Consider the following 24,803-nt stretch of genomic DNA (forward strand, 5'->3'; position numbering starts at 1 on the left):
CGCCTTCGGCGCATTGCCCGGTTATCGTTTCCACCCGGGCAACCTACTCAAATTCAATCCCCGAGGCCTTCGACCTCGGTCTCACTCGATGGTAATTTCGCATTCCGGGAGCGCGGCCGCGAGTGCGGCGATCCCGGCGTCCGTAACCCGCCGGCATTGGGACAAGTCGAGCGCGCGGAGGGCAGTAAGTCCATTGAGGTGCAGGAGCCCCGCGTCCGTAACGGCTTCACAGTTCCTGAGAACCAAGATCACGAGTGCGGCAACGTCCGCCAGTGCACGAATCCCCTCCAGGTCTGAATCCGTCACCGCGACCGGCGCATAAAAGCCGTACACGCGGTCCGGGTGGAACGCGAACGCGCCCGGTGCCGCGCCGACACGCACCCAGTCCACCGGCCCACCGGTGGTGGGGAACGAGTACCACGTTCCCGGCACGGTCACGAAGTGGCGCCGGCCACCCGACTCGTCCGCGGAAGCACCGGCGCTCTTCGCCGGCCCCGCGGACGAGTCGGAGCCCGGTTCGCTCTCGTCCTTCGGCGCCCAACTCATGGCACCCTCCGGCTCCCACAGGACGCGCCGCCCCGACCGCGTTCCTCGAATCGCCGGGCGGTGCCCCGGGACCAGAAACGAGCACCCCGTTCGCACCGCTACGGAGAGTCAGAGAGCGAGCTGACCGCGCCGGAACGATCTGCAGGGGATAACTGAGTTCGACTGAAACCACGGAGAGGCGCGAGCGAGAAGCGCCCAAGCCGGGCGCTTCGGGCAGGATAAGCGATGGACGCGGCGAAATCAAATGTGCTCCCACCAAATTTCGCTCGATGCTTCACCCGAACGGCCGCGCCTCCCGGCGCGAACAAAACACACTTTACCCATCATCATGCTTTCGACGCGGTCCGTGGATCGCGCCTTCGCACAAGCGTTCTTTGGCCCTGGTTGCGTCACGGATGACCGCGCCGGTCGAGCGCCCACGCCGGTGTCACGCCCGCCCCAACACGAGATCGAGCACCCAGCACCCGCGCAGGTGGGCACCGGCCCCGCGACAGTGGGCCAGCACGTCGGTGTGGTTACACCCGGCGTCTTGGAGCGCGTCGGCCAGAATCGGCATCGCGCTGAATTCGCGCGCCTCGTACATCCCGCGCGCCAGCGCGACCGTGGTGTCCGTGCGCCACTCCGCAGAGAACGCCACCGTGCGAAACGGGTTCCGGAAGAGTTCGCGGAGGATGCGCGCCTGCACCTTTCGCTCGCTCGCCTCGGTCGCGTAGTAGTCGCCCTGCCCCTTGGGGTGGTCCGGGTCACCGTCGCGGGCCGCGATCAGGGCCGCACTGACCGCCGAAGCCACAGCAGCAGCCGCGTTCGCGCGTATTTCGGCGGCCCCGGCGATGGCTTGGTTCGTTGTCCGGGTCGGAACCGCCGCAAATTCGACGGCACCGGCCAGACCGTCCGCGAACCGCTCGATCACAGAAAGCGCGGCCCGATCGCCTTCGTCGGTGAACGAGTCCCCGATCCGCCGACAGCACGCAACGGCAAACAGCCGCAACTTCCGGTCGCTGACCGCACCCATCACGTGTTGCAGCATCAGCTCGGGGTCGGAACCAGCGAACCATTCGTCCTCGCCCATCGGTCGCCCTCTGCGTTCGCAAGCAGGCCCGATGATAACACCCGGGACCGCGCGAGAGACAGATCAGCGATTTGAATATTGTGAACCGCGTGCTCTCGCTCCTCGGAATTTCGGGAACGCGCCCTTCACAACATCACTCCGGACAGCACGTTCACCCGACCCGTCGGCTAACAATTGCTAACCTTTTTGGCCCCAGGGCTCCGTCGCACGGCGATCATTGCCCCAATTGCTGATCCTTCAAGGCTTTGCACACGCACCCTTCCCCAATGCGGGCTAATAACGGCTAACAATCGCCAACATTTCGCGCGTCTCGGGTCACCCGGCTCCGATCGCGGTTAGCTTTTTTGAGGGCGGTCGGCTCGTAGCGTGAGTGGTTGGCGCCGCACCATGTCGACAGAGTCACAATTTAACCAATTGTACACTAATATTCAAAAAAACACAAACAACCTCGGTCATTCTCCCCGGTCGGTTGCGCTACAATTCTGAACACACGATCACATCTCGAACTTGTGTGCCGAATCGCCGTCTTTTTTGCAGTGAGATGCGCGAAATGGTGGTTCACGAAATAGTGAACGGACACTTAGTCACCTGCGACGGCTGGTACACGTTCAAGACTCATAATCCCACACCGGGTGCCCCCCGTCCGGGCGCCCGATGCTAACAGAGGGAGGACAAAAGCGGGCGGAGCAATTGATTCGGCGTGGGTGGCTGGTTCGGGCCGATTCGCTACGAGAGAAGCGGGCCGGCCCGCGCGCCAGAGGGTACAGTAGCCGAGAATCGAGGAAACGAGATCGCTCTGGGAGGGGCCGATGGCGGACGAGAAGGTGCCCGGCGAACCCTGGCTGCAAATCACCTGCTCCCCGGACTTCGTGGGCTGGTTGCTCCGCGAACGGGTCGGGTTCGCGTTCACCACGTACCAGTCGCACAAGCTGCTATTGCTCGGGGCCGGACCCGACGGGCGCCCGGCCGTGTGCGAGCGCACGTTCCGCAACAGCATGGGGCTGTGGGCCGACGGGCAGACCCTTTGGCTCGCCACGCGCTACCAGATCTGGCGCTTCGCCAACGCCCTCGCGCCCGACCAGCTCCACGAGGGGCGCGACCGGCTGTTCGTCCCGCGCACGGCCCACACGACCGGCGACCTCGACGTTCACGACCTCGCGCCCGAGGACTCGGGCCGGCTCGTGTTCGTGAACACCAAGTTCAATTGCCTCGCCACCGTCGACGAGCGCGCCAGCTTCCGCCCGCTGTGGAAGCCCCCGTTCATCAGCGCACTGGTGCCCGAAGACCGGTGCCACCTGAACGGCCTGGCGCTGGACGCGGGGCGCGCCCGGTACGTCACCGCGGTGGCCACCTCCGACGTGGCCGACGGGTGGCGCGACCGGCGCGCGGACGGGGGCGTGGTGGTGGACGTGCGGTCCAACGAGGTGGTACTGTCCGGGCTGTCGATGCCGCACTCCCCGCGCGTCCACAACGGGGCGCTGTGGCTCCACAACTCGGGCACCGGGTTCCTGGGGCGCGCGGACCTCGCGGCCGGGCGGTTCGAGCCGGTCGCGTTCTGCCCGGGGTACCTGCGCGGGCTCACGTTCGTGGGCGATTTCGCCGTCGTGGGGCTATCGAAACCGCGCCGGGACAACAGCTTCGGCGGGCTGGCGCTCGACGGCGCGCTGGCCGCACGCGGGGCCGAACCGCGGTGCGGGCTGAACGTGATCGACCTGCGTACCGGCGTTACCGCCCACTGGGTGCGGCTCGACGGCCCTGTGACTGAACTGTATGACGTGGTCGCGCTACCCGGGGTCACGCGCCCCTGGGCGCTGGGGCTCAAAAGCGACGAGATCGAGCGCCTCCTCACCTTCGGGGAATCGGACACGCTGTAAGTCGCATTGGATCGATTATGCCGATTACACCGGCGTCAATTTATCCCCATTCTTCCCCGCCTACGAATCCGTCTCCCGCACCGCGGGCCGCTGTACCAACATAACGCCATCAGGAATCACCCTTTAAAAATGGTACGCTGATGTCCTCGCGCCTCCAAATCGAGCAACTCGAAACTCGAGACGTACCCGCCACTTTCACCCCGTTCCCCGGTTCCCCGATCGGAGTCGGTACCGGCCCGCGCGGGATCGTGGCGGCGGACCTGGACGGGGACGGGAACACGGACCTCGCGGCCGCCAGCGGTGGCAGTAACAACGTGAGCATTTTGCTCAACAACGGGGCCGCCTCGTTCACCCCCGCGCCCGCCGTCGCCAGCAACGGCGCATATACGATCGCGGTGGCGGACCTGGACGGGGACGGGGACACGGACCTCGTGGTCGCCAGCCTCGGCAGTACCAACGTGAGCATTTTTCTCAACAACGGGGCCGGCTCCTTCACCCCCGCGACCACCGCCGCCACCGTTAACAGCCCGCGCGAGATCGTGGCGGCGGACCTGGACGGGGACGGGGACACGGACCTCGCGGTCGCCAACTACGGCAGTAACAACGTGAGCATTTTGCTCAACAACGGGGCCGGCTCCTTCACCCCCGCGCCCGCCGTCGCCGCCGGTGCCAGCCCGCGCGGGATCGCGGCGGCGGACCTGGACGGGGACGGGGACACGGACCTCGCGGTCGCCAACTCCATCAGTAACAACGTGAGCATTTTGCTCAACAACGGGGCCGGCTCCTTCACCCCCGCACCCGCCGTCGCCACCGGTACCGGCCCGCTCTCGATCAAGGCGGCGGACCTGGACGGGGACGGGGACACGGACCTCGCGGTCGCCAACTCCATCAGTAACAATGTGAGCATTTTGCTCAACAACGGGGCCGCCTCGTTCACCCCCGCACCCGTCGTCGCCACCGGTAACAGCCCATTTGGGATCGCGGTCGCGGACCTGGACGGGGACGGGGACACGGACCTCGCGGTCACCAACTTCGGCAGTAACAACGTGAGCATTTTGCTCAGCAACGGGGCCGCCTCGTTCACCCCCGCACCCGTCGTCGCCACCGGTACCGGCCCGCTCTCGATCACGGCAGCGGACCTGGACGGGGACGGGCGACTGGATCTCGCGGTCGCCAACTCCAGCAGCAACGATGTCACCCTGCTTCAGAACACGACCGTGTTCTCGGCAGACGTCCAGGTGACGGCCACCGGTTCGCCATCGGCCGCGAACGGGGGCACCGTCACCTACATCGTCACGGTGACCAACACCGGCCCCCAAACGGCCGCACTCGTCGGGTTCGCGATTCCCGTACCCGCGGGCCTGACCGGGGTCACGTTCACCAGTTCCGCAGCCGGTAGCGCGAGTGGCAACACGGTCAGTGGCACCGGAGCCGTCGGTGACACCCTTTCGCTCCCCACCGGGGCGACCATTACTTACGCGATCACGGGGCGCCTCACCGCCAGCCTCACGCTCGCCGCCACCGCGACCCCGCCCGCGGGCGTCACCGACCCTACGCCCGCGGACGCCACCGCTACCGCCTTCACGTGGCTCGTGCCACCGCCCGTTCCGCCCACGTCACCCAGGCCTCTGTTCGCGGTGGGTTCGGGCGCCGGAGCTGCGGCCCGGGTGAACGTGTACAACGCGGACGGCTCACTGCGCTTCACCCTGGCCCCCTACGCCGGGTTCACAGGCGGCGCCCGCGTCGCGGTGGGAGACGTGAACAACGACGGCACACCCGACATCGTGACCGGAGCCGGACCCGGGGCCGGGCCGCACGTGAAGGTGTTCGACGGCGCGACCGGGGCCGAACTCGCGAGCTTCTTCGCGTTCGATCCCAACTTCCACGGCGGGGTCAACGTCGGGGCCGCGGACCTCGACGGGGACGGGCGCGCCGAGATCCTCATCGGGGCCGGGGCCGGGGCCGATCCCCACGTTACGGTGTTCCGGTTCGCGGACCTGGCTCGAATCGCCAGCTTCCTGGCCTTCGACGCCGGGTTCCGAGGTGGAGTCACCGTCGCCGGTGACACGGGCCGAATCATCGTCGGTGCGGGCGCGGGTGGGGCTTCCAACGTGAAGGTGTTCAACGCCACCTCGCTCGCGGTCGAATCGAGCTTCCTGGCGTTCGCGCCCGGGTTCGCGGGCGGAATCAGTGTCGGCGCCGATCAGGGCAAGGTCGTGGTCGGTGCGAGCACGGGCTCTCACGTGAAAGTGTTTTCTCAATCCGGGACCGAGCAGGCGAGCTTCCTGGCGTTCGACGCCGGGTTCACGGGCGGAGTTAAAGTGAGTGCCGGCGGATCGACGCTCGTGGTCGGTGCGGGCGCGGGAACGTCCCCGACGGTGCGCCGATACGACCTGCTCACCCTCGAACCGGTCGACTCATTCTTCGCGACCGGAATCACAACGACCGGAGGCGTTTTCGTGGGGTGATAGTTTGTTCCCAGGGCGCGCCCGCGTTGCGGTCGCCCCTGGGCTGAGAAGTGTAACCCCTTCGGGGTAGGTCACCGCACACGCGGGGGTACCCGATGGCTTTGGAGGGTCACTCACCGTGCGCTGGTGAACCCCGCCGCCGGGGTCGTGGGTGATCGCCACTCACAGGGGCGATCACCCACGGCTGACGACTTGCTACTTCGACTCGCCGACGTACTTCTTCGCCTGATCCTCAATGTACTTCTTCAGGCCGGCGTTCTGCGCGTCCACCATGCCAATCGCTTTCTCCGCCGCGGCTTTCGCTTTCGCCTTGTCGCCCGCGGCCAAGTGAGCTGCGGCCACGCGCAGGGTGCCGATCGCGTCCTTGTCCCCGGTCACTTCCTTCTCGGCCGCGGTCACGGCCTTCGGCCCGAGTTCCTTCACTTTGGCCGCGTTCCCCGCGACCGCGTGCGCCTTGATGACCCGGATCAGGGCCGTGGCCGTTTCCCCGTCAATGGCCAGCGCGGACTCGGCCGCCTTCACCCCGACCGCGGCGAGGTCCGCTTGGCCCGCGGCCGCGTCCGCCGACACCGCGTCGGCCACGGTGCCCAGCGCGGCCACGTCGTTGCGCTTGGCGGCCTTCGTCACCACCGTTTCGGCGAGCTTCTGAGCTTCCGCGAACCGCTTGGCCGCGACGAGCAGCTTGAGCCGGGCGCTGGTCATGTACGGGTCCGCGGCCAGGCGCGGCCACTTGGCCGAAAACTCTTCCCACTGCTTCAGTTGGGCGGCCGGGTCGCCCGGCTTCATCAGCGCGGAGTAGGTCTCGTCCCACAACTTGTCCGCGGCTTCCAGTTCGGGCGCGCCCTTGGCCGCGTCCCAGGTACCGGCCAGAACCTTCGGCAGCACCTCGTCCAGGAACAGCGGGTGCCCGATGTACGCGATCTTCCCGTCCTTGCCGATCACAAAGGAGCACGGGATGCCGTTCTGCCCCGAGGCCTTCATGTAGGCGTCGTAGGTCTCCCGGTCGTCGGCGTAAGCGATCGTGTAGCCGAGCTTATTCCCACGTTTCTTGACGAACTCGGAGACGCGCTCGGGAGTATTACTCGCGTCTTTGGCGGTGAACCCGATAACGGTCACCTTCCCGGCGAGTTCCTCCTGAATGTCACCCAGGTGCGGCATCATGACGACGCACGGCCCGCACCACGTGGCCCAGAACTCGACCACGTACACCTTGCCCGACTCGAACGCCTTCACTTCCGAGCCGGCGAGCCACTTGGTCGCCTTCAGCGGCGGGGGCGCGTCGCCGACTTTGAGTGTCGGTTGCGTGTCCGCGGGTTTCGGCTCGTCCGCGGCCGACAGTCGCGCGCCGCCGATCAGGGCGACGGCCAGGGTGAGGAGCAGAGTTCGCATCGGGGGCACCTCTCGAACGGGGAAATGGCCCACACTGTACACCAACCCCGTGGCCGCACGAAGCACCTTTCTGTGGGTATCGTGCATCGAAGTACCTTCTACCCGGATCGCGGTACGGCAATTGCTATGGGCATATCTAGTCCGACCAGGAACACAGGAAACACGCAATGCCCCGCCTCAGCAACAACCGTCAAAGCCCACAAACTGATGCGCCGCGTGCCTTTCGTCTCGTGGGCGGGCGCGTGACGCCCCGAACCGTTGCGCCGACCCCACCGGCGCCGACCGTGCCCCTGAAGGCCGCGCCGAGCGCGGAGCGAATCCGGCAACTCGCGTACTACAAATGGGAAGCCGCCGGGTCACCGCCCGGAGACGGCGCGACGTTCTGGCTCGCGGCCGAACAGGAACTCGCCGGGCGCGCGTAGCCCGCTCTTCACCGAACTCGACTCGTCAACGCGGGCGCGCTACTGACGCGACCCGTCGCAATACGTCACAATAAACCTCCGATCTCACCGCGGCGCCCATCGTGTGGCGCCGGTCCTTTTATTTGAGAGCGCGTATGGACGCTTGGGCGCCCGTCTCCGCCACCTTCGCGGCCTCGAACTGGCTCATCGATCCCGAGCAGGTGCGGTCCTCGACGCTCCTGTTCCTGGCCCTGATCGGGATCGGCCTGTTGGCCGGGCTCCTGTACTTCGCTGGCGTGATCGACTGGCTCGTGTGGCTCGCGGGCGCGGTCATTCGAGGGGGCACGCGGACCGGGTTCCGGGTGTGGGAACAGTTCCTCTCGTGGGCATCGTGGCCGCTGTTCCTCGGTACGCAGCTCGCGCTCCTCACCGTGGGGGCACTCGGCGCCGGCGCGGTACCGGGGCTGACCGTGGTGTGCGCGCTCGCGCCGCTCGCGATGGGGCTCGCGGCGTGCCTCGCGTACATGTTCATCGACGTCGAACGGTACGAAGTGGCGCGCGGGTACAAGGCGCTCCACAACCCGCTCAAGGGGCAGAAGCTCGCCGCCGAACTCGCGCGCTACGGCCCGCAGGTCGAGGTGCCGCTGCTCGCGTCCGCGGCCGTCGGGATGATCGGCGGGTTCGCGCTACTCAACTTCGGCCTGTTTCAACTGCTCGGGACCAAGTGGTACACTTCGCCCGCGGCCGATCCGATCTACTCCGACTTCATCGCGTCGGTGCTCGTTCACATGCTGAGCGTGGTCGATCTGCTCAATCTGGCCGACACGCACCACCTCGCGCGGGTCGTCGTCGCGCGGCCCGCAGCGGCCCCGGCCGGCACGATGCTGGCGATGTTCAAATCGTTCTTCACTCTGGTGCTGCTCCAGCAGATCTTCGCCTCGGTGCGGAACGGCCGACTGCTGACCGAAACAGTCTCCGATTTCTGGAGCCCGCACGAGCCGATCCACGAGCGCGCCCGGTCCGCGCTCCCGCAGTACGGCGCGGTGGCACTCGGGCCGCTGCTCCTGTCGCTCCGCGCCACCGACACCCTGACGCGCGAACAGCGGGACCAGCTCCCGCAGGTACTCGCGACCATCGGCCCGGCCGCCGTGCCGGACCTCATCCGCCACCTCGACGACCCGAACGAGCACGTCCGCGCGGTGGCGGTCGCCACTCTGGGCCGGTTGCGCGCGGCCGCGGGGCTCCCGCAGATGATCGCGCGTGCCAACGATTCGAGCGACCTGGTCCGCCTGAGTCTCGCTCAGGCGCTGGGCGAAATCGTGAGCGCGTCCGCGCCGGCCCTTCCGCGCGCACGCCGGCGCCGGGGGGAGTGGCGCGTGTGGAGAGTGATCGCCGTCCGGCGCTGGAACACACCGCCCCACGGCGACCCGGTCGCGCTGGTAGTTCCCGCACTCCGGAACGCGCTCAGGGATTCTGCGGCGTCCGTTCGCGCGGCCGCGGCCGCGTCTCTCGGCCAGTTGGGTCCGACTCTCGCAGCGGAAGTGGCGCCCGACCTTCTGGGGCTCCTGGCGGACGCCGACGAAACCGTCCGCGAGCGCGCGACAGAGGCGCTCGGTCGGTTGGGGGCCAGCGACCCGGCTTCGATAGCCGCGCTAGTGGGGTTGCTCCAAGACCCCAGCCCCGCGATACGGATCGCGGCTATTCGCGCACTCGGCGCGCTACGAACTGCGGCCTGCGAAGCCGTTTCGCACCTCGTGCCGCTGCTTCAAGACCGGGACGAAGCGGTCCGCACGGCCGCGGCCGAAGCCGTGGGCAAAATCGGCACACTTTGCGAAGCCGCGACGAACACACTCACGGAGGGGTTGAGCAGCACCGACAACGTGGTGCGCGCGCGAACGGCGGAAGCCCTCGGAACTATCGGCGAAGCCGCAGCCGACGTCGCCCCGGCATTGGTCGAAGCCGCCACCGACGAAAACGACCGCGTGCGCGCCAAGGCCGTGGAAGCGCTCGGGAAAATGGGCGAAGCCGCCGCAGAGATCGCGGTCCCGCACCTGGTGCGAGCGCTGCGCGACCCGGACAACTGGGTGAGCGCACTCGCGGCCGAAGCGCTCGGCGAGATGGGCGCTGCCGCCGACGAAGCGATTCCGGCGCTGACGCGGTCGCTCCGGCACCCGAACCCACAGGTGCGCACAAACGCCGCGGAAGCACTGGGGAAATTGGGCGCGGGCGGGCGCCCGGCGGTATCCGCTCTCGAACGGGCCGCGACGGACGAAGACAGCGGGGTTCGGGCGCAAGCCATCTACGCGCTGGGCATCATCGGCGCGCCGACACCTTCGACAACAAGTGTGGTTCGTGCCGCGCTCGCGGACCCCGACCCGCACACCCGCGCGGCCGCGGCCGAAGCGCTTGGCGCGTGGGGGGAGGTCGATGAGGCACTCCAGAGCGAACTGCTCGCGCTCCTCGACGATGCGAACGATGAGGTGAAAGTGCGCGTCGTGCGGGTGCTCCCCCGACTGGTCAAAGGTACCCCGGAAGTGATCGAAGCACTCGACCACCGGCTCACGGCCGACGACAGCGATTGGGTCCGGGCCGAAGCCGCTCGCGCGCTGGGGCAGTTCGGATCGGCGGCGGCACCGGCGGGGCCGGCACTGCTCCGGGCCGCGCAGACGGGTGAGGCCGGGCTGCGCGAGGAAGCGATGCGCGCGCTGGCGGTCGCCCAGCCGCCCGAAGCCGCGACCGCGTTCACCACCGGGTTGCGCGACGCCGAACCGAGCGTGCGCAAGCTGGCCTCGGCGGGCTGGCGGAAAGCGGGGGCGATCCCGGAGGAAGCCGTTCCGGTGTTGATCGAAGCGCTTCACGATCCCGAGGTTCTGGTGCGCGCGAACGCGGCCCACGCGATCAGCCGACTGGACCCGGTACCGCCCGAAGCGGTTCCGCTGCTCGCGGAGTGCGCGCTGGCGCCCGACGCCGGTTTGCGGTTGAACGCCGCGCTCGCGCTCCAGGCCGCTCCGGGCCGGGCCGCGGCCGACGCCCTCCACCCGCTCCTCGACGACCCCAGTCCGCGGTTGCGGCTCATTGCCGCGCGCCGGCTGCTCACGGATGACCCGGCCGATGCCGCGACCGCCGCGGCCGTGGTCGATGCGCTCGTGGCCCCGGCTTCCAGCGTCCGCAAAGCGGCCTTCGAGATGATCGAATCGATTCCCCCGGCCGCGCCCGCCGTGCTTCAAGTGCTCCGCGAGCGCGCCACGAGCGAGACCGATCCTGATCTTGCGCAGTTACTAAGCGAGGCGATTGCGCGTTTGGAGCCGATCATCGCCAGTGAAGCGGTTCCCACGGCTGAAGAAGGTGCCAGTGCTCAGACCGAGGCGCCGGTCGTGCCTGCGGTGGGGTGAACCCCGCCCGCAAGGGCGGTGGGTAGCACCGTCACTTCCGACCAGTCAACACGTCCACAACCCAGCATCCGCGAACGTGTGGTCCTGGACCGCGGCAGTGGGTGAGGACGTCGTCGCTATCGCACCCGGCGTCTTGGAGCGCGTCGGCCAGGATCGGCATCCGGTCAAAGGCACGGTCTTGGTAAATGCCCTCGGCGAGAGCGAGAACTGTTGAGGTTAACCATTCAGACTCAAGAGCGATAGGGCGGAAGGGGTTGCCGAAGATGTCGAGGAGGAGGGTGGCCTGGGCTGCCTGTTCACCCCGACCGCCAGCATCCTGCATTAAAAGCGTCACCTGATCCATTAGAAATCGTATGTCTTTGCTCTGTGTGAACTCGCCGCGGGTAATCCATCTTGCAGCCGCAGGGAATGGAGGCGGCATTCCGTAGTCGTCTTGATCAGACGGTGGTATTTGTTCCCCAAGTCGAGTGAGTGTTTGCAACTGTTCTGAGCCATCCGCGAACCGCTCGGCAACTTCGATCGCCTCCTTGCATTCTTGATCGACAGCCCTGTGGAAATGACGCCGGCAGCAGGCAATCATGAAGAGCCGGGACTTGCGTAGGCAGGTTTCGAGAGGTAGTGCCGACCACATTGGCTTCAGTTCCACACACGTCAGCCATTCTGCTTCCGTCATTACTCGCCCTCGGAGAGCGCACAGGGCTTCCGCCCGGTGCTACGAACGCCGGCCCCTCCGGGGCGGAAAGGCACTGAAGGTATTTGTCTTCACCCCGGAGGGCGCCGTCTGCCGTGGGAAGCACCCAGTGCGGTGCGCTTTTGGGCACATGGTTTTCTGTCTTCGCCCCGGAGGGGCCGACGTTCGTAGCACCGGGCGGAAGCCCTGTGCGATCTTTGCTTGTGCGATCAATCATCGCCCCCGCTGGCGCGGCGCGACTGTTTCTTGTCTGAGTTCCGGCGCTTGTCGGCCACGCGGCGCTTCTTCGCCCCCCTCGACACCTTCGTTTTCTTGCGCACGGTCGGCTCGACCAGCGAAACGCGCACCATCTCCGTCAACTTCAACAGGCAGTCTTCCTTGTTCCGCTCCTGGTCGCGGTACTTCTGCGACTGAATGACCACGTCACCCTCGGTCGTGAATCGGCTCGGGAACGTGGTTTTCATCCGCGCGATCGCGGGCGCCGGGATCGCGGCGGTCGTGGTCGCGGACCTCCACCGCAGCACCGCCTTGGACGCGACCTTGTTCACGTTCTGCCCGCCCGGTCCCCCGGCGCGCGCGAAGCTCCACTCCAGTTCGTCGTCCGCGATGGTGATGGTCTCGGTGATCGGGAGCATGTGAGTTTCTCGTCAAAGTGCGGGTGTTTGGCCCCGCCTGAATTCCGCACAGTTCCTTGAGTTCCAACAACCGTGCGATACACCCGCGTTCCCCGGGCGGTCAATCCCGCTCCGGCTTGACGGGCCAGCGCAGTTTGCCTATCGTCCGCCGGCGCGAATCGCGCTACTTACGGAGCGCAGCAGATGAGTTCCTCAGTCGGTGGGCGCCTGGAAGCGGTTACATCGGAGCGGTCCCTGTTCGGCCCGGACTACCTCCGGTTGGCCGCACTCGTGCTGGTCGCGGTCGCGGTCCACGCCTGGCTCCTCACGCACACCGCTCTGACCGCCCGCGACAGCCTCGGGTTCGCGCGGCAAGCGTTATGTTTCGAGACCCCAGCGGCCGCGCCGCCGAACGATGCCGACAAGGGCGGGCACCCGAAGAACGCGATCGACCTCGTCCGCACCGCGGAGCACCCGCCCGGCTACCCGCTCGCGATCCTGGCGGTTTATAAGGGGTTGGGGCTCGTGTCGACCGCGCCCGTTGCGGACCGCGCGCTGGTCGCCGCACAACTGGCCAACGCGCTCGCCGCCGTGCTGCTCGTGATCCCAATTTACCTGATCGGGCGGATGCTGTTCGGGCGAAATATCGGGTTCGCAGCCGCCCTGCTCTTCCAAGTGTTACCGGTTCCCGCGCGGATCACCAGTGACGGCCTCACGGAGGGCGTGTACCTGCTCTCGACGACCGTGGCCGTGGCGCTCGGAGTGCGGGCCGTGATGGTCCCGCGCATCAGCGGGTTCCTGTTGTGCGGCCTCGCGACCGGAACGAGCTACCTCGTGCGCCCGGAGGGGCTGATGATCGCCGCGGGACCGGGGGCCGTGGCCCTCTGGCTGGGGCTGTTGCGCCGGTGGCCGCGCGATCAAGCCTTTGGCCGCATTACGGCGCTCGTGGTCGGTACGTGCCTCGTCGCGGTGCCGTACATGGTCCTGATCGGGAAGTTCACGCACAAACCGGCCGGGAACGAGCTCCTGAACCCGTTCGCGCCGCCGCGCCCGGTTTACTCCGGTGCGCAGGCCGCGACCGCGACGACCACCACCGGCCCGCTGTTCGCCGAGTGGTGGAACGATGAAAAGGATAGCGGGAAGTCGAAAACGGTGTGGGGAGTTCAGGCCGTTTTCAAAGAGGTGAGCAAGAGCGCGAACTACGCGATCTGGCCGCTCGCGCTCTTCGCGATTCTGGCACTGCGCCGGCGGTTCGCGGCCGAAGCCGGGCCGTGGGTATTGGTCATCATCGCCGCGTGCAACTTCTTGCTCTTGCTGTACCTCGCGACCCGCGTCGGGTACGTGTCCGAGCGCCACACGGTGCTGCTCACGCTGCTCGCGTGCCCGTTCGCGGCGGCGGGCCTGCCGCTCCTGGCGACCGGGATCGGGCAAATATTCCCGCGCGTCGAGCGGCTCGGCGTTCGCGTCACTGCGGCGGGGCTTCTGGTCGCGCTGGTGGTCGCGTCGCTCCCGTTCGCACTCAAGCCCATGCACCCGAACCGCGTGGGCCACAAGCACGCGGGCCACTGGCTCGCGGCCAACATGAAGCCCGATGAGGCGCTCATCGACCCGTTCTGCTGGGCCGCGTGGTACGCGGGGCGCACGCTCTACCGGCCGGACGGGTACAACCCGCCCGAATCGCGTGCCACGTACATCGTGATGGAGAACAAGGCCGCGACCCCGCACTCGCGGCTCCCGGTGCTGCCCCTCGCACAGGAACAAGCCGCCCGGCCCGGCGCCCGCGTCGTCTACCACTGGCCGGAAAACGTCGCCGCAAAGGACGCGATCGTTCACGTCGTGAAGATTGGTGAGGATTGAGGGGTTTGCCCTTGGGACCGCGGACGTCCCGTCCGCTCTTCCAGACATTGGCAGCGAAGAGCAGACGGGACGTCCGCGGTCCCAGGTTCAGCCTAGCGCGGACCCCACATCCCGAAACGCAGCAACACGGGCTCGGCACCCGTGTTGGTTTCTCGCACACAACCCAAAATCCTTATTCCGGGTCGTCGGTGAGGCGCTTCGGCAGTTTCACGGTGAAGGCCGAGCCCTTGCCGACCACGCTCTCGACGCGGATGCGCCCGTGGTGCTGCTCGATGATCTGGCGACACACGCTCAGACCCAACCCGGTCCCGCCGCGGCCGTACTCGTCGGGCAGCTTGGTGGTGTAGAACGGCTCGAAGATCATGCGGAGCTGGTCCGGCGCGATGCCGAGGCCCGTATCGGAGACCTTGATCTCCGCCGTTTCGCTGTCCACGTTGTCGCGCACTTCGATTTTCAGCCGCCCGCCGTTGGGCATCGCCTGGCGCGCGTTAAGAATCAGGTTCACCAGGATCTGCTCGATGTGCCCCGGCACCACCCACGCCACCGGGCGAGCGTGGAACTTCGTTTCCACGTGAACGCGGTTCTTCGACAGGTCTTTATCGGTGAGGATCAGCACCTCTTCGACCAGCCGGGCGATGTCGCAGTGCTGCCGGTGCGTGGCGCTCTTGCGGGCGAACCCGAGCATCCCGCCCGCGATCGCCGCGGCCCGCTGCCCGGCCTTCACGATGCGGTCGAACGCGAGCTGCTTTTCGGCCGGGTCCTGGTTCCGGCTGCCGAGCTTGGCGGAGTTAATGATTGTCGTAAGAATGTTGTTAAATTCGTGTGCGATGCTGGACGCGAGTTCGCCGACACTGCTGAGCCTCTGGGCTTGGAGTAACTGTTGCCGGAGCGCCTCGGTTTCACTGACCGGAGCCAGCACGTCTTCGCTCGTCATCGATTCGACTCCCCTCGGCCGTGGCGCTCGCCGCCGTTACCGGACTCACGCGAACCGCGCACGAACCGCATTCACTGTCGGCACCGCGGCTCCCGTCACCATCCCGACCGCCCTTCCGGGCGATCGCCCGGGCCGACTCCGGGCGGGACTGTACGGTCCGCTCGCCTGTGGTATCGACTGCTCCGATGAGAACACTTCATACGAACCGCACAATCGGAACCGGGGACAAGGCAAAAGGAAAAAGGAGAAAGGAAAAACTGAAGCGGCACCCGGTTGAGCTGATGCGTTTGGGCTGATTTTCGTGGCACAGACCTCTGGCCTGTGTGGAAGTTCAACCCGCGAGTGCTAACGGGCGGGTGAAACTCTCGCAGCGCACCACTCCCCATTTTTTGCCTTGCTCGTCTCCTTCCCTTTTTGCCTTTCTACTTTTTCCTTTTGCCTTCTATTCACGCCTCGGTCTTCTTCACCCCGACTTCCTCGAACGCCGCGTTGATGGCGGCCACTTGCGGCGGCACGACGAGGAGTTGTCGCGGCGCCCAGAGATCGCCGTCGGGCACGATTTCGCTGACCGCAAGATTCACGACGCGGCCGATTGTGGCCCAGTTCGCCGAACTGTACCCGCGCAAGAGCGAGAGCAGCAGCACCTTGCACACCACGCCGTGGCACACGATCACGACGCGCCCGCCCGGATGTGCGGCAACCACGCGGTTGAACGCGGGCAGCGTGCGGTCCCGCAGTTCGTCGAACGATTCCATGCCGGGGAACGAGTACGCCGTGTTCCCGCCCACCCAGTGGCGCGTCGTTTCGTCCCAGATGTGATCGGCCTCCGCGCGCGGCTTGCGCGTCAGCGGCCCGACCCGGCGCTCGTGCAACAGCGGCTCGAACAGGTGCGGCACCCCGAGTGCCGATGCGATGGGCGCAGCCGTCTGCCGGGCGCGCTGCATCTCGGACGACACGACCGCCGTGGGGTTCAGCGCCGAGAACCACTCGATCGCGGCGCTCGTCTGGCGGTGGCCGTGCTCACCGAGCTCGATGTCGGATTCCGCACCGTGAAACATCGTCGGTGCGGCCGTTTCCGCGTGCCGGACGAGCCACACCACGGCCGCGCGCCGGGGATCGGGGGCTCCGGGTACCACGGGTGATGTTCGCTCTGCTGCATTCATAAGTTCGTTCCGTGAGGCCGACTCGTCTCTAGTTACGAATGGCGCCTTGTGGTGGAATGGGAAAGAAGGGAAACTAAACCCCATCTGTGTTTCGTCCCTCGACCCATTACTCCCGATTCGCACGCCGCCCAACACCCAACACTTCTCGGAGGGGTTATGGTCGGGATCACCACACTCGGGCTGATGCTCCTCGCACCCGCCGCCCCCGTCCCCGCGCAGCCCGCGGTTCCCGTGCCAAAAGCGGACCGCTTCCGGGCACAAGAGTTCGCGCGCATCGTGTACAACGCGGCCGACCAGGTGGCGTTCCGGTACGCGCGCCCCGTCGAGGTCAAGGAGCTGATCGAAGCGGCAATCAAGGGGCTTTACGACGAGTGCGGCGCGACGGTGCCGGACCGGGTGACTCAGGCCCTGCGCGACACGAGCGGGCACGAGCTACTGAATGTACTTGTGGACGTGCGCCTGCTCCTGGCGGACCAGCCCGCGCTGCGCGGCCCCCGCGCGCTGGTCGCGGCGATGAACGGCTTCCGCCAGGCGACCGAGCCGGCGTGCCAACTCGCCAGCCCGCGGGCGAACGCTTTCGCGTCTATTGACATGGATTTCGGCGTCGGGATCGAGCTGGAGGGCGTGAGCGGGAACCCGTGGCTCGTCTACCAAGTGGAGTACAAGACCGCGCTCGGGTACTACTCGACCACCGGTTGGCTCGAACAGGCACCGCGCGCCGAAGCGATACCGGCGCCCGCGGGCTCTCTGTGGCGCGTCAAGCGCGTCATCCCGGACAGCCCCGCCCAGAAAGCGGGCATCAAGCCCGACGACATTATCACGCACCTGAACCGGACCGAGATCACGGCCGACAACGCGAACAAGCTCTTCGGCCAGTTCGCGCTCCCGCCCCGAATGATCGACCCGCAGACCGGGCTGGACATCGTGCCGGACCGGGTGCTTTCGTTCCGGCGCGCGGGTGCGAAGCCGTTCACCGTGAAGTTGAAAGGCGAGGCCTACACGCCGGCGAGCGCCTTCGGCGCGACGCGCACGCCCGAAGACAAATGGGAGTGCTTACTCGATCGCGCGAACAAGATCGGCTACATCCGGCTCGGCGCGGTGGAATCCGGGTTGGATACGAAGGTGGGCGAAATGCTCGCGGACCTCGACCGAAAAGGGTGCCGCGCGCTGATCCTCGATTTACGCTGGTGCCCCGGCGGGTACGTCGACCCGGGCGTGCGGATCGCGGGCCTGTTCCTGCCGAACAACGCGCCGATCGCCCAAATGAAGTACCGCAACCCGCAGTGGGCGGGCAGCGAAACCGAGTACCGCAACACCTTCGGCCCCGCACGCCCGCCCACGTACCCACTAGTGGTGCTGGTCGGCAACGAGACGACCGGCGGTGGTGAACTGATCGCCGCGGCCCTTCGGGACAACAACCGGTGCGTGCTGATGGGCCAGCGCACGGTGGGCCGCGCGTCCATTCAGCACGTCGTTGATGCCGGGTTCGGTGGGCTCAACTTCAAAGTGACGACCGGCGAATCGTTCCGCCCGAACGGGAAATCGCGCCAGCGAAAGCCCGATAGTGGGCCGACCGACGATTGGGGTTTGAAGCCGGACGAGGGGCTGGAAGTGCCGGTCACTCGGGATAAATCGGCCGAACTGCGGCGCTGGGCCGACTTGCACGCGCTGCGCCCGTTCGACAGCACCGAGGGCCTCGACTTCGACGACCCCGCGCTCGACCCGTACCGGCACAAGGCCCTCGACTACCTGCGCAAGAAGCTTGGTAAACCGAGCAAGTGAAGGCGAGTAGCCAATATTTAGGTGAACGGCCGGTGTGAACGGCCGGTGGTCATTCGCCGGCCAATGAACAGCGCGCGGCGAGCGGCAACACCGGCCGTATCCGCCCAGGCGCCGGGCGCAGCCACTTCTCCACATCCCGCGATCCAGAACACAGGCTCCCGCACTTCGGCGACCGCACGAACAGTCCCACCGCGATTGTCGCACCCGTGAGGCGCCAGTAGATCCACCGGTTCCGCGAACCGCCCTTCCCGACAGCGCCCGGAATCATTGAATATCCTCTATCCCTCACCCAGAGTACCGCTATGAAGCTTGCTACGATTCTCACCCCCCACGGTCCCCGGGCCGCTCTCGCCGTCGCCGACGGGTACATCGACCTGCACGCGACCGACCCCGGCCTGCCCACCTGCGTGAAGACCCTTCTGGCCGCGTCCCCCGCGATCCGCAAGGCCGCCAGCGAAGTCGCGTCCAACAAGAACGCCGTCAAGTACGCGGCCAACGCGGTCAAGCTCCTCCCGCCGATCCCGCACCCCGGCAAGATCCTGTGCATCGGGCTGAACTACCGCGACCACGCCATTGAGGGCGGGAAGGCGATCCCGACCGAGCCGGTCGTGTTCGGCAAGTTCCCGAACACCCTCATCGCCCACGGCGAACCGATCGTTCTGCCGAAGGTGGCCGAGAAGGTGGACTACGAAGCCGAACTGGTGATCGTCATCGGCAAGACCGGGAAGCACATCCCAAACACCGACGCGGCGTTCGAGTACGTGGGCGGGTACACCGTCGGCCACGACGTGAGCGCCCGCGACTGGCAGTTCCGCGGCGAAGAGAAGCAGTGGATCATCGGGAAGACGTTCGACACGTTCGCCCCGACCGGCCCGGTCCTCGTCACGTCTGACGAACTGACCAACCCGCACAAGCTGCAGATTCAACTGCGGCTGAACGGCACGACGCTCCAGAACTCCAATACGAAGGAGTTCATCTTCGGCGTGCCGCACCTGCTGTGGTTCCTCTCGCAAGTGGTGACGCTGGAGCCGGGTGACCTGATCTTCACCGGCACGCCCCCGGGCGTGGGCATCGCGCGCAAGCCGCCGATCCTGCTGAAGGCCGGCGACGTGGCCGAGGTCGAGATCGAGGGCATCGGCACCCTGAAGAACCCCGTCGTGGCGGAAAGCTAAGCCCCGCACGAACTTGGGCCGGCACCGTTTCGACGGTCCGGCCCATCTGACCTTTCGCCGGTCGGCGCATCCCGGCAGAATACCGGGATATGCGAATCCTCCACACCGCGGACTGGCACCTCGGCGACCGGCTCGGCCGGATCGACCGGACCGACGACCTGCGCAAAGCGGTCGAGCGCGTCGCCGATTGCTGCAAGCAAGAAAACGTCGACGTGCTGCTCGTCGCGGGCGACCTCTTCAGCGAGTTGGCCCGGCCCGACGGGTTGCGCGAAACCATCCGCCACTGGCAGGGCGTCTTCAGCCCGTTCCTCGAAGCCGGCGGCACGATCCTCACACTGACCGGCAACCACGACAACGAGAACTTCTGCCAGACGCTCGTGAGCGCGATGTCGCTGGCCTCGCCCACGGTCGGGAAGCCGGGCGAAACAGTACCGCCGGGCCGGTTGTACCTCGCGGCCGGCCCCACGTTCCTCCGGCTCGAAGACCGGATGAGTGGGTTCCCGGTCCAGTTCGTGCTGATGCCGTACCCGACCCCGCACTGCTTCTTCCGGGGCGAAACCGGTCTCAAGTACGGCAGCCCCGAGGAAAAGAACGCGCTGCTCGTTTCTGCATGGGCGGATTCACTGCGCGAGATCCGCGCGCACCCCAAGTACGACCCCAAAGCGCCTTCGGTACTCGGCGCACACGTCCACGTTCACGGCTCCACCATCGGACCGAGCCTGTTCCGCATCACCACGGAAGAAGACGTTGTTGTTGAGGGCGCGGAACTGCCGGACCAGTTCGATTACGTGGCGCTGGGCCACATTCACAAACCGCAGTGGCTCGGCGCATCGCACATGCGCTATTCCGGCAGCATCGAGCGCATGGACTTGGGTGAACAGGCCGACCAAAAGGGCGTCGTTTTGGTCGAGATCGGCCCGGACGGGCGGAACGGAGAGCCGGTGGTCCACTCGCTCCCCGCGACGCCGATTTACGAAGTCGTGGTGCTCGACCCCGCGGAGGACATTCCGCGCCTGAGGGCGGAGTACCCGAACGCGAACACCGACCTGGTGAACCTGCAGATCCGCTACACCGCGGGCAAGGACCAACTCGAAGACGTGCTCCGCGATTTGGACAAGATCTTCCCGCGCTGGTACGCGCGCGACTGGAAGGAAACGGGCGCTCTCGGGCCGTCGCTGGTGAACCCCGCGGCCAGCGGGGGGAAAGGCTTCTCCGAAACGGTCCACGAGTATTTGGGGCAAGAGCTAATTCAGCACGACGAGGCCGAGCGCGACGCGATCCTGAAAATCGCCGACGGATTGCTGAAGGAAATGGAGAACTAACCGGTGTGGTAAAGTTGAACGGAATGGGGCCGCGGATGACGCAGATACCGCGGATCAGAACGAAGAAAAAGAGTTTCGACAGGATCTAATTTCAGCTTGGGGTTAGGCGAACGGCCGGTGTAAGCCGGCCGGTGGTGCCACCCTCAACCGCTGCCCTTTTGATCGGCGAAAAGACCACCGGCCGGCTCACACCGGCCGTTCGCCCGGAGTGTGTGATGATCCCGCAACGAATCAAGCTGTCCGGCTTCCTGTCGTACAAGGACGAGCAGGAGATCCGGTTCGACAGCGCGCCGCTGTGGATGCTCTCGGGCACCAACGGGAGCGGCAAGTCGAGCGTGTTCGACGCGGTCACGTTCGCGCTGTTCGGCCACCACCGGGGCGGGAGCCAGAGCGCGGCGGAGCTGATTAACAAGGAGTCCACCACGCTCAGCGTGGAGTTCGACTTCACGAGCGAGAAGCAACTGTACCGCATCAAGCGCACCGTGCGCAAGCGGCAGAGCGGCGTCGCCAGCACGCAGCAGGTGCTGAAATTCACGAACAGCGAGATCACGGGCGAGTCGTGGGAGGCCGTTTCTGGCACCGAGTACAAGGCGAAATTCGATACGTGGGTGAAGGACAAGATCGGGCTCGATTACGAAACGTTCACGTCGTCGGTGCTGCTGTTGCAGGGCAAGTCGGAGAAACTGCTCGACAGCACCCCCGCCGGGCGCGCCGGGGTTCTCGCGCGGATCGTGGACCTGGAGCGGTACCAGAAGCTCCACGGCAAAGCCGACGACAAGCGGCGCGCGCTCAAGAGCGAACTCGAAGGGATCACCAACCAACTCCTCGGCGTCAAAGACGTGAGCCCCGAGGAGTACGCGGAGGTCGAGGGCCATATTGCCGTTGTGGAGGAAGCGCGGACCAATGCGCAGACGCGCATCGACCACCTGAACGCACTGGAACTGCGCGCCCGGCGCTGGACTGACACCCAGGCCAAACTCGCGGGGGTGAAACTGAAACTCGCCGACGCCGAAAAACTGCTCGGCACCGCAATCGCGATCGAGAAAGACTACACGCGGCTCCGGGAACTCCGCGACGTGCTCCCCGCGGTGAACACCATCGTCACCGAGCGCGGGCGCATGAGTGCGTCCGAGCGCAACACCGAGCGGCTCACGAAGGAACGCGAGGAAGTTGCAGATAATCGGCGCAAGATGGAAAACGTGCTCTCGCAGGGGCGCAAGAAGCTCACTTCGCTGAAGAAAACGCAGTCCGAGGACGAAGCGAAAAAGGCGCTACTCGAAACCCGGCTCCGCGAACTCGCGGGCATATTGGAAAAGGTGAAGCAGGTCGAGGACGCGGAGAGCGAAGTTTCGCGCCTCGAGGCCGAGTTGCAGCCCTTTCCCGCGGACCCCGAGTCTGCGGTGCGCAAGTTCCAGACCGAGCACGAGCGCCTCGCGCTCCTGGCGCAACACGTCGCGCTGCTCGAACGGCTCCACCAGGACCGGTCCGAACTCACAAAGGCCGTCACGACAGAAAAGCAGGCCCGCGCGGACGAAGCCAAGCTCAAGTCCGACGGCGTAAAAGCCAAAGAGGAGTTCACGCGGCTCGAAGTTGATGCGAAGGCCGCGCGCGAGGACCGCGCCGCGAAGGACCAGTTAATGGCCGAGACGCGGGCACTCGCCCGCCAAGCGCGCGAACTCGCCGACGAGTTCAAAACGATGACCGGCCAGACGAAGTGTCGGGCGTGTGGTCAGAAGCTCACCCCGGAGCACTTTGCAGACGAAAAGAAGACGCGCGAAGCGAACGCGAAGAAGTCCGACGAGAAGCTGAAAACACTTACCGCCGAGGCAGAAAAGGCCCGCCAACTCGAAGACGATCTCGGCCTCAAAGAAACGACCGAGCGCAAGCGACTGGGCGATCTACGAGACAAATGGAAGGACGCCGACGCAGCCGTTAAACAGTCCGCGGGCGACATCAAGCGCCTCACCGATGCGTGCCGGCAAACCTACTTCGCGCTCCCCGACGAGTTCAAACACAAACTGGGCGCGTCCGAGCCCTCGGACTGGTCCGCGGTCACGTACCCCAACCGGCAAGACCTCGCCGCGCTCAACGACGAGGCGCGCGGCATCGACACCACCAAGCGCAAACTGAAAGCCGCGCAAGACGAGGCAAAGAAAATCGAAACGCTCCGCGCGAAACTCGACTCCGCCCGGGAGCGTTTCGCGCGCGCCCAGCGCGGACTCCCCGGCGGCGACGCGGGCGCGCTGCGCCAAGAGTTCGCGGGCAAGCAGAGCGAAGAAAAGAGCGTGACCGGCTCGCTAGTCGCGGGCAAAAAGGAGATCGCCACGACCGAAGCGGAAATCGATCGCTACCAGCGCGCGCTGAGCGAAGCGGACCGCGAGTTGACCGAGATCGCGGGCAAACTGAATCTCGAAGAGGCGAGCCGCAAGCAGAGCGCAGAAGCCATCGAGCGCGCGAAGAAGACGCTCCCCGCGGCGTGGCAAAAGCCCCTCGAAAACGCCGGGCTCACCGACCGCGCGAAGTGGCAGGACGAACTCGACGCCCTCATCGGCAAAAACACCGAGGCGAAGTTCACGCAGCTCCAGGCGGCGCGCGGCGGGCTCGATCCGCTCCGGGCCGAAATCAAGCAACTCGAAGCCGAGTCCGACTCGTTCCCAGAAGAAGAACGCCGGTCGCCGGACGACGTGCGCGCCGAGGCCGCGGCCGCGCGCAAGGAACTGGACGCGCGCAACAAAGAGCTGCTCGACGCACAGGGGCGCAAACGCATACTCGACGGCTACCGTCACCAGCGCAACGAACTCGGCGAGCGGTTCAAAGCCGTGGACGCGGAGCACAACCGGCACAAAACACTGGCGGAACTCCTCGGCCGCGACCGGCTCCAGCGCCACCTCGTCCGGCAAGCGGAACGGCAAATCGTCGACTACGCGAACGCGGTGCTCGACCGACTGAGCGGCGGGCAGCTCTTCATGCGCCTGGTGGAAGCGGAAACCGGCACGGACAAGGCACTCGACCTCGAGTGCGCCAACCGCGTCACGGGCGGCGGCGCGATCAACGTTGCGTTCCTGAGCGGGAGCCAGCGGTTCCGGGTCGCGGTGGCGCTGGCCCTGGGCATCGGCCAGTACGCGAGCAAGCAGCACCGACCGATCGAGAGCGTCATCATTGATGAGGGCTTCGGCTGCCTCGACCGCGCCGGTCGGCAGGTGATGATCCAGGAGTTGCAGAACCTCCGCGGGCACCTGCACTGCATCCTGCTGGTGTCGCACCAAGAAGAGTTCGCCGACGCCTTCCCCGACGGCTACCGCTTCGAGCTACAAGACGGCGCCACGCGGGTGAGTCGGTTCGTGAGGTGAAGCGAGCCGCATCTGGCGAACGGCCGGTGTAAGCCGGCCGGTGATAGTAGCACCAAACCCCAAATCACTCATCGTCGCGGGCGCGTACTCTGCACTGGGTATAAGCGCCAGAATACGGATATCTCACCGGCCGGCTCACACCGGCCGTTCGCCCGGAAAAACCACCGCCTGAGCGATTTGGACGCTGAAAGTCACGACCAAACCTCACTCGGGTTTCAGGAAAGCCGCGCGCGATTGCTCCGGCGTCAGCACCTTTCGCTCTGCGATCTGCTGCTTTTCCTTCTCGAGCCGCTCCAAGTCCATTTCGGGAAAATGGCGTCCCGCCCGTCGGGTTAACGAGGCGATCTCGTTTTCGACAGCGGTGAGGCGCTGCCGAGCGGCACTCAGGGTGCCTTCTGCATCGCGAATTTCGGCCACAGGTACACTGACCGCTTCCGTCATGCGCCACAAGTAACCCGCAATTTCCGTTACCGATTGGCACATCCGGCACAGTTCACGACCGCTGCGAAACAGCGCGCGGTATTTGTCGCCGCCCATTCCCGTGCGAAGGCGCGTCATCAATTCCGCCAGCCACCCCTCGGCGGTTTCGGTCGCCCACGCCGCGCGTCGGGTGAATTCACGGGCCAGTGTGAACAGCTCTTCGCGGCGCTTGTCCTGGGGCAATGTTTCGATTCGGGGCGCGCGCTCATTGAACACAGTGGCCCAGCCGCTCAGTACAGCGGTGTCGTTCTCGGCAATGACTTCGAGCAGGTCGGGCGTAGCGCGTCCCTCGAAACGAC

Annotated in this window: 17 protein-coding genes; 9 read left to right on the forward strand and 8 right to left on the reverse strand. The window is 66.4% G+C overall.

The genetic code is table 11. From position 1 onward, the window contains the following. Positions 1-81 precede the first annotated feature (81 nt). Positions 82-546: a hypothetical protein gene (locus J8F10_RS07360; protein ID WP_210653194.1), complete on the reverse strand. Its 465-nt coding sequence runs from the start codon at positions 544-546 to the stop codon at positions 82-84. A gap of 427 nt (positions 547-973) precedes the next feature. Beyond that, the gene (locus J8F10_RS38550; RefSeq protein ID WP_246523020.1) at positions 974-1,615 is read right to left on the reverse strand and encodes a hypothetical protein; all 642 of its coding nucleotides are present in this window, start codon (positions 1,613-1,615) and stop codon (positions 974-976) included. 809 nt (positions 1,616-2,424) lie between these two features. Here J8F10_RS38550 and J8F10_RS07370 point away from each other — a divergent pair. Further along, entirely contained in the window at positions 2,425-3,489 is a 1,065-nt protein-coding gene (locus tag J8F10_RS07370) for a TIGR03032 family protein (RefSeq protein WP_210653195.1), read from the forward strand. A 140-nt stretch (positions 3,490-3,629) separates the two neighbouring features. After that, complete coding sequence (locus tag J8F10_RS07375) at positions 3,630-5,957, forward strand: FG-GAP-like repeat-containing protein (protein ID WP_210653196.1); 2,328 nt, start codon at positions 3,630-3,632, stop codon at positions 5,955-5,957. 195 nt (positions 5,958-6,152) lie between these two features. On the opposite strand, the gene J8F10_RS07380 is transcribed toward J8F10_RS07375, so the two are convergent. Then, complete coding sequence (locus J8F10_RS07380) at positions 6,153-7,346, reverse strand: TlpA family protein disulfide reductase (protein ID WP_210653197.1); 1,194 nt, start codon at positions 7,344-7,346, stop codon at positions 6,153-6,155. Positions 7,347-7,513: 167 nt separating this feature from the next. On the opposite strand from J8F10_RS07380, the gene J8F10_RS07385 reads away from it, so the two are divergent. Beyond that, the gene (locus tag J8F10_RS07385; RefSeq protein WP_210653198.1) at positions 7,514-7,768 is read left to right on the forward strand and encodes a DUF2934 domain-containing protein; all 255 of its coding nucleotides are present in this window, start codon (positions 7,514-7,516) and stop codon (positions 7,766-7,768) included. A 134-nt stretch (positions 7,769-7,902) separates the two neighbouring features. Further along, a complete protein-coding gene (locus J8F10_RS07390) occupies positions 7,903-11,139 on the forward strand; it encodes a HEAT repeat domain-containing protein (RefSeq protein WP_210653199.1) in 3,237 nt (1,078 codons plus the stop codon). Between the two features lie 31 nt (positions 11,140-11,170). Here J8F10_RS07390 and J8F10_RS38555 read toward each other — a convergent pair whose 3' ends face one another. Together J8F10_RS38555 and arfB are read right to left on the reverse strand one after the other, a co-directional pair. Then, positions 11,171-11,812: a hypothetical protein gene (locus tag J8F10_RS38555; protein ID WP_246523022.1), complete on the reverse strand. Its 642-nt coding sequence runs from the start codon at positions 11,810-11,812 to the stop codon at positions 11,171-11,173. A gap of 227 nt (positions 11,813-12,039) precedes the next feature. Then, positions 12,040-12,465 (reverse strand): alternative ribosome rescue aminoacyl-tRNA hydrolase ArfB, encoded by a 426-nt coding sequence (gene arfB, locus J8F10_RS07400; protein WP_210653200.1) that lies wholly within the window; start codon positions 12,463-12,465, stop codon positions 12,040-12,042. A 183-nt stretch (positions 12,466-12,648) separates the two neighbouring features. On the opposite strand from arfB, the gene J8F10_RS07405 reads away from it, so the two are divergent. Next, positions 12,649-14,301 (forward strand): ArnT family glycosyltransferase, encoded by a 1,653-nt coding sequence (locus J8F10_RS07405; protein ID WP_210653201.1) that lies wholly within the window; start codon positions 12,649-12,651, stop codon positions 14,299-14,301. Positions 14,302-14,473: 172 nt separating this feature from the next. Here the strand turns inward: J8F10_RS07405 and J8F10_RS07410 are convergent, their stop codons facing one another. Continuing rightward, positions 14,474-15,235 (reverse strand): sensor histidine kinase, encoded by a 762-nt coding sequence (locus tag J8F10_RS07410; RefSeq protein ID WP_210653202.1) that lies wholly within the window; start codon positions 15,233-15,235, stop codon positions 14,474-14,476. Between the two features lie 446 nt (positions 15,236-15,681). Beyond that, positions 15,682-16,371 carry a histidine phosphatase family protein gene (locus J8F10_RS07415; RefSeq protein ID WP_210653203.1) on the reverse strand — a complete coding sequence of 230 codons (690 nt, stop codon included), beginning with the start codon at positions 16,369-16,371 and terminating at the stop codon, positions 15,682-15,684. Between the two features lie 183 nt (positions 16,372-16,554). On the opposite strand from J8F10_RS07415, the gene J8F10_RS07420 reads away from it, so the two are divergent. From J8F10_RS07420 to J8F10_RS07435, 4 genes are all read left to right on the forward strand, one after another. Further along, positions 16,555-18,180, forward strand: a complete 1,626-nt coding sequence (locus tag J8F10_RS07420; RefSeq protein WP_210653204.1) for a S41 family peptidase — start codon at positions 16,555-16,557, stop codon at positions 18,178-18,180. Between the two features lie 302 nt (positions 18,181-18,482). Next, a complete protein-coding gene (locus J8F10_RS07425) occupies positions 18,483-19,352 on the forward strand; it encodes a fumarylacetoacetate hydrolase family protein (RefSeq protein WP_210653205.1) in 870 nt (289 codons plus the stop codon). Positions 19,353-19,441: 89 nt separating this feature from the next. Further along, the gene (locus J8F10_RS07430) at positions 19,442-20,674 is read left to right on the forward strand and encodes a metallophosphoesterase family protein (protein ID WP_210653206.1); all 1,233 of its coding nucleotides are present in this window, start codon (positions 19,442-19,444) and stop codon (positions 20,672-20,674) included. A gap of 215 nt (positions 20,675-20,889) precedes the next feature. Further along, on the forward strand, positions 20,890-24,024 hold the full coding sequence (locus J8F10_RS07435; protein WP_210653207.1) for an ATP-binding protein: 3,135 nt from the start codon (positions 20,890-20,892) through the stop codon (positions 24,022-24,024). 204 nt (positions 24,025-24,228) lie between these two features. Here J8F10_RS07435 and J8F10_RS07440 read toward each other — a convergent pair whose 3' ends face one another. Continuing rightward, on the reverse strand, positions 24,229-24,687 hold the full coding sequence (locus J8F10_RS07440) for a hypothetical protein (RefSeq protein ID WP_210653208.1): 459 nt from the start codon (positions 24,685-24,687) through the stop codon (positions 24,229-24,231). Positions 24,688-24,803: the final 116 nt, after the last annotated feature.

The organism is Gemmata palustris, assembly GCF_017939745.1.
Taxonomy (GTDB): domain Bacteria; phylum Planctomycetota; class Planctomycetia; order Gemmatales; family Gemmataceae; genus Gemmata; species Gemmata palustris.

Bases quoted from the DNA above. Each gene is read 5' to 3' on its own strand.
- J8F10_RS07425 (WP_210653205.1), top strand. From the start codon at position 18,483: ATGAAGCTTGCTACGATTCTCACCCCCCACGGTCCCCGGGCCGCTCTC.
- J8F10_RS07430 (WP_210653206.1), top strand. From the start codon at position 19,442: ATGCGAATCCTCCACACCGCGGACTGGCACCTCGGCGACCGGCTCGGC.
- J8F10_RS07385 (WP_210653198.1), top strand. From the start codon at position 7,514: ATGCCCCGCCTCAGCAACAACCGTCAAAGCCCACAAACTGATGCGCCG.
- J8F10_RS07375 (WP_210653196.1), top strand. From the start codon at position 3,630: ATGTCCTCGCGCCTCCAAATCGAGCAACTCGAAACTCGAGACGTACCC.
- J8F10_RS38555 (WP_246523022.1), bottom strand. From the start codon at position 11,812: ATGACGGAAGCAGAATGGCTGACGTGTGTGGAACTGAAGCCAATGTGG.
- arfB (WP_210653200.1), bottom strand. From the start codon at position 12,465: ATGCTCCCGATCACCGAGACCATCACCATCGCGGACGACGAACTGGAG.
- J8F10_RS38550 (WP_246523020.1), bottom strand. From the start codon at position 1,615: ATGGGCGAGGACGAATGGTTCGCTGGTTCCGACCCCGAGCTGATGCTG.
- J8F10_RS07405 (WP_210653201.1), top strand. From the start codon at position 12,649: ATGAGTTCCTCAGTCGGTGGGCGCCTGGAAGCGGTTACATCGGAGCGG.
- J8F10_RS07435 (WP_210653207.1), top strand. From the start codon at position 20,890: ATGATCCCGCAACGAATCAAGCTGTCCGGCTTCCTGTCGTACAAGGAC.
- J8F10_RS07390 (WP_210653199.1), top strand. From the start codon at position 7,903: ATGGACGCTTGGGCGCCCGTCTCCGCCACCTTCGCGGCCTCGAACTGG.
- J8F10_RS07410 (WP_210653202.1), bottom strand. From the start codon at position 15,235: ATGACGAGCGAAGACGTGCTGGCTCCGGTCAGTGAAACCGAGGCGCTC.
- J8F10_RS07370 (WP_210653195.1), top strand. From the start codon at position 2,425: ATGGCGGACGAGAAGGTGCCCGGCGAACCCTGGCTGCAAATCACCTGC.
- J8F10_RS07420 (WP_210653204.1), top strand. From the start codon at position 16,555: ATGGTCGGGATCACCACACTCGGGCTGATGCTCCTCGCACCCGCCGCC.
- J8F10_RS07380 (WP_210653197.1), bottom strand. From the start codon at position 7,346: ATGCGAACTCTGCTCCTCACCCTGGCCGTCGCCCTGATCGGCGGCGCG.
- J8F10_RS07360 (WP_210653194.1), bottom strand. From the start codon at position 546: ATGAGTTGGGCGCCGAAGGACGAGAGCGAACCGGGCTCCGACTCGTCC.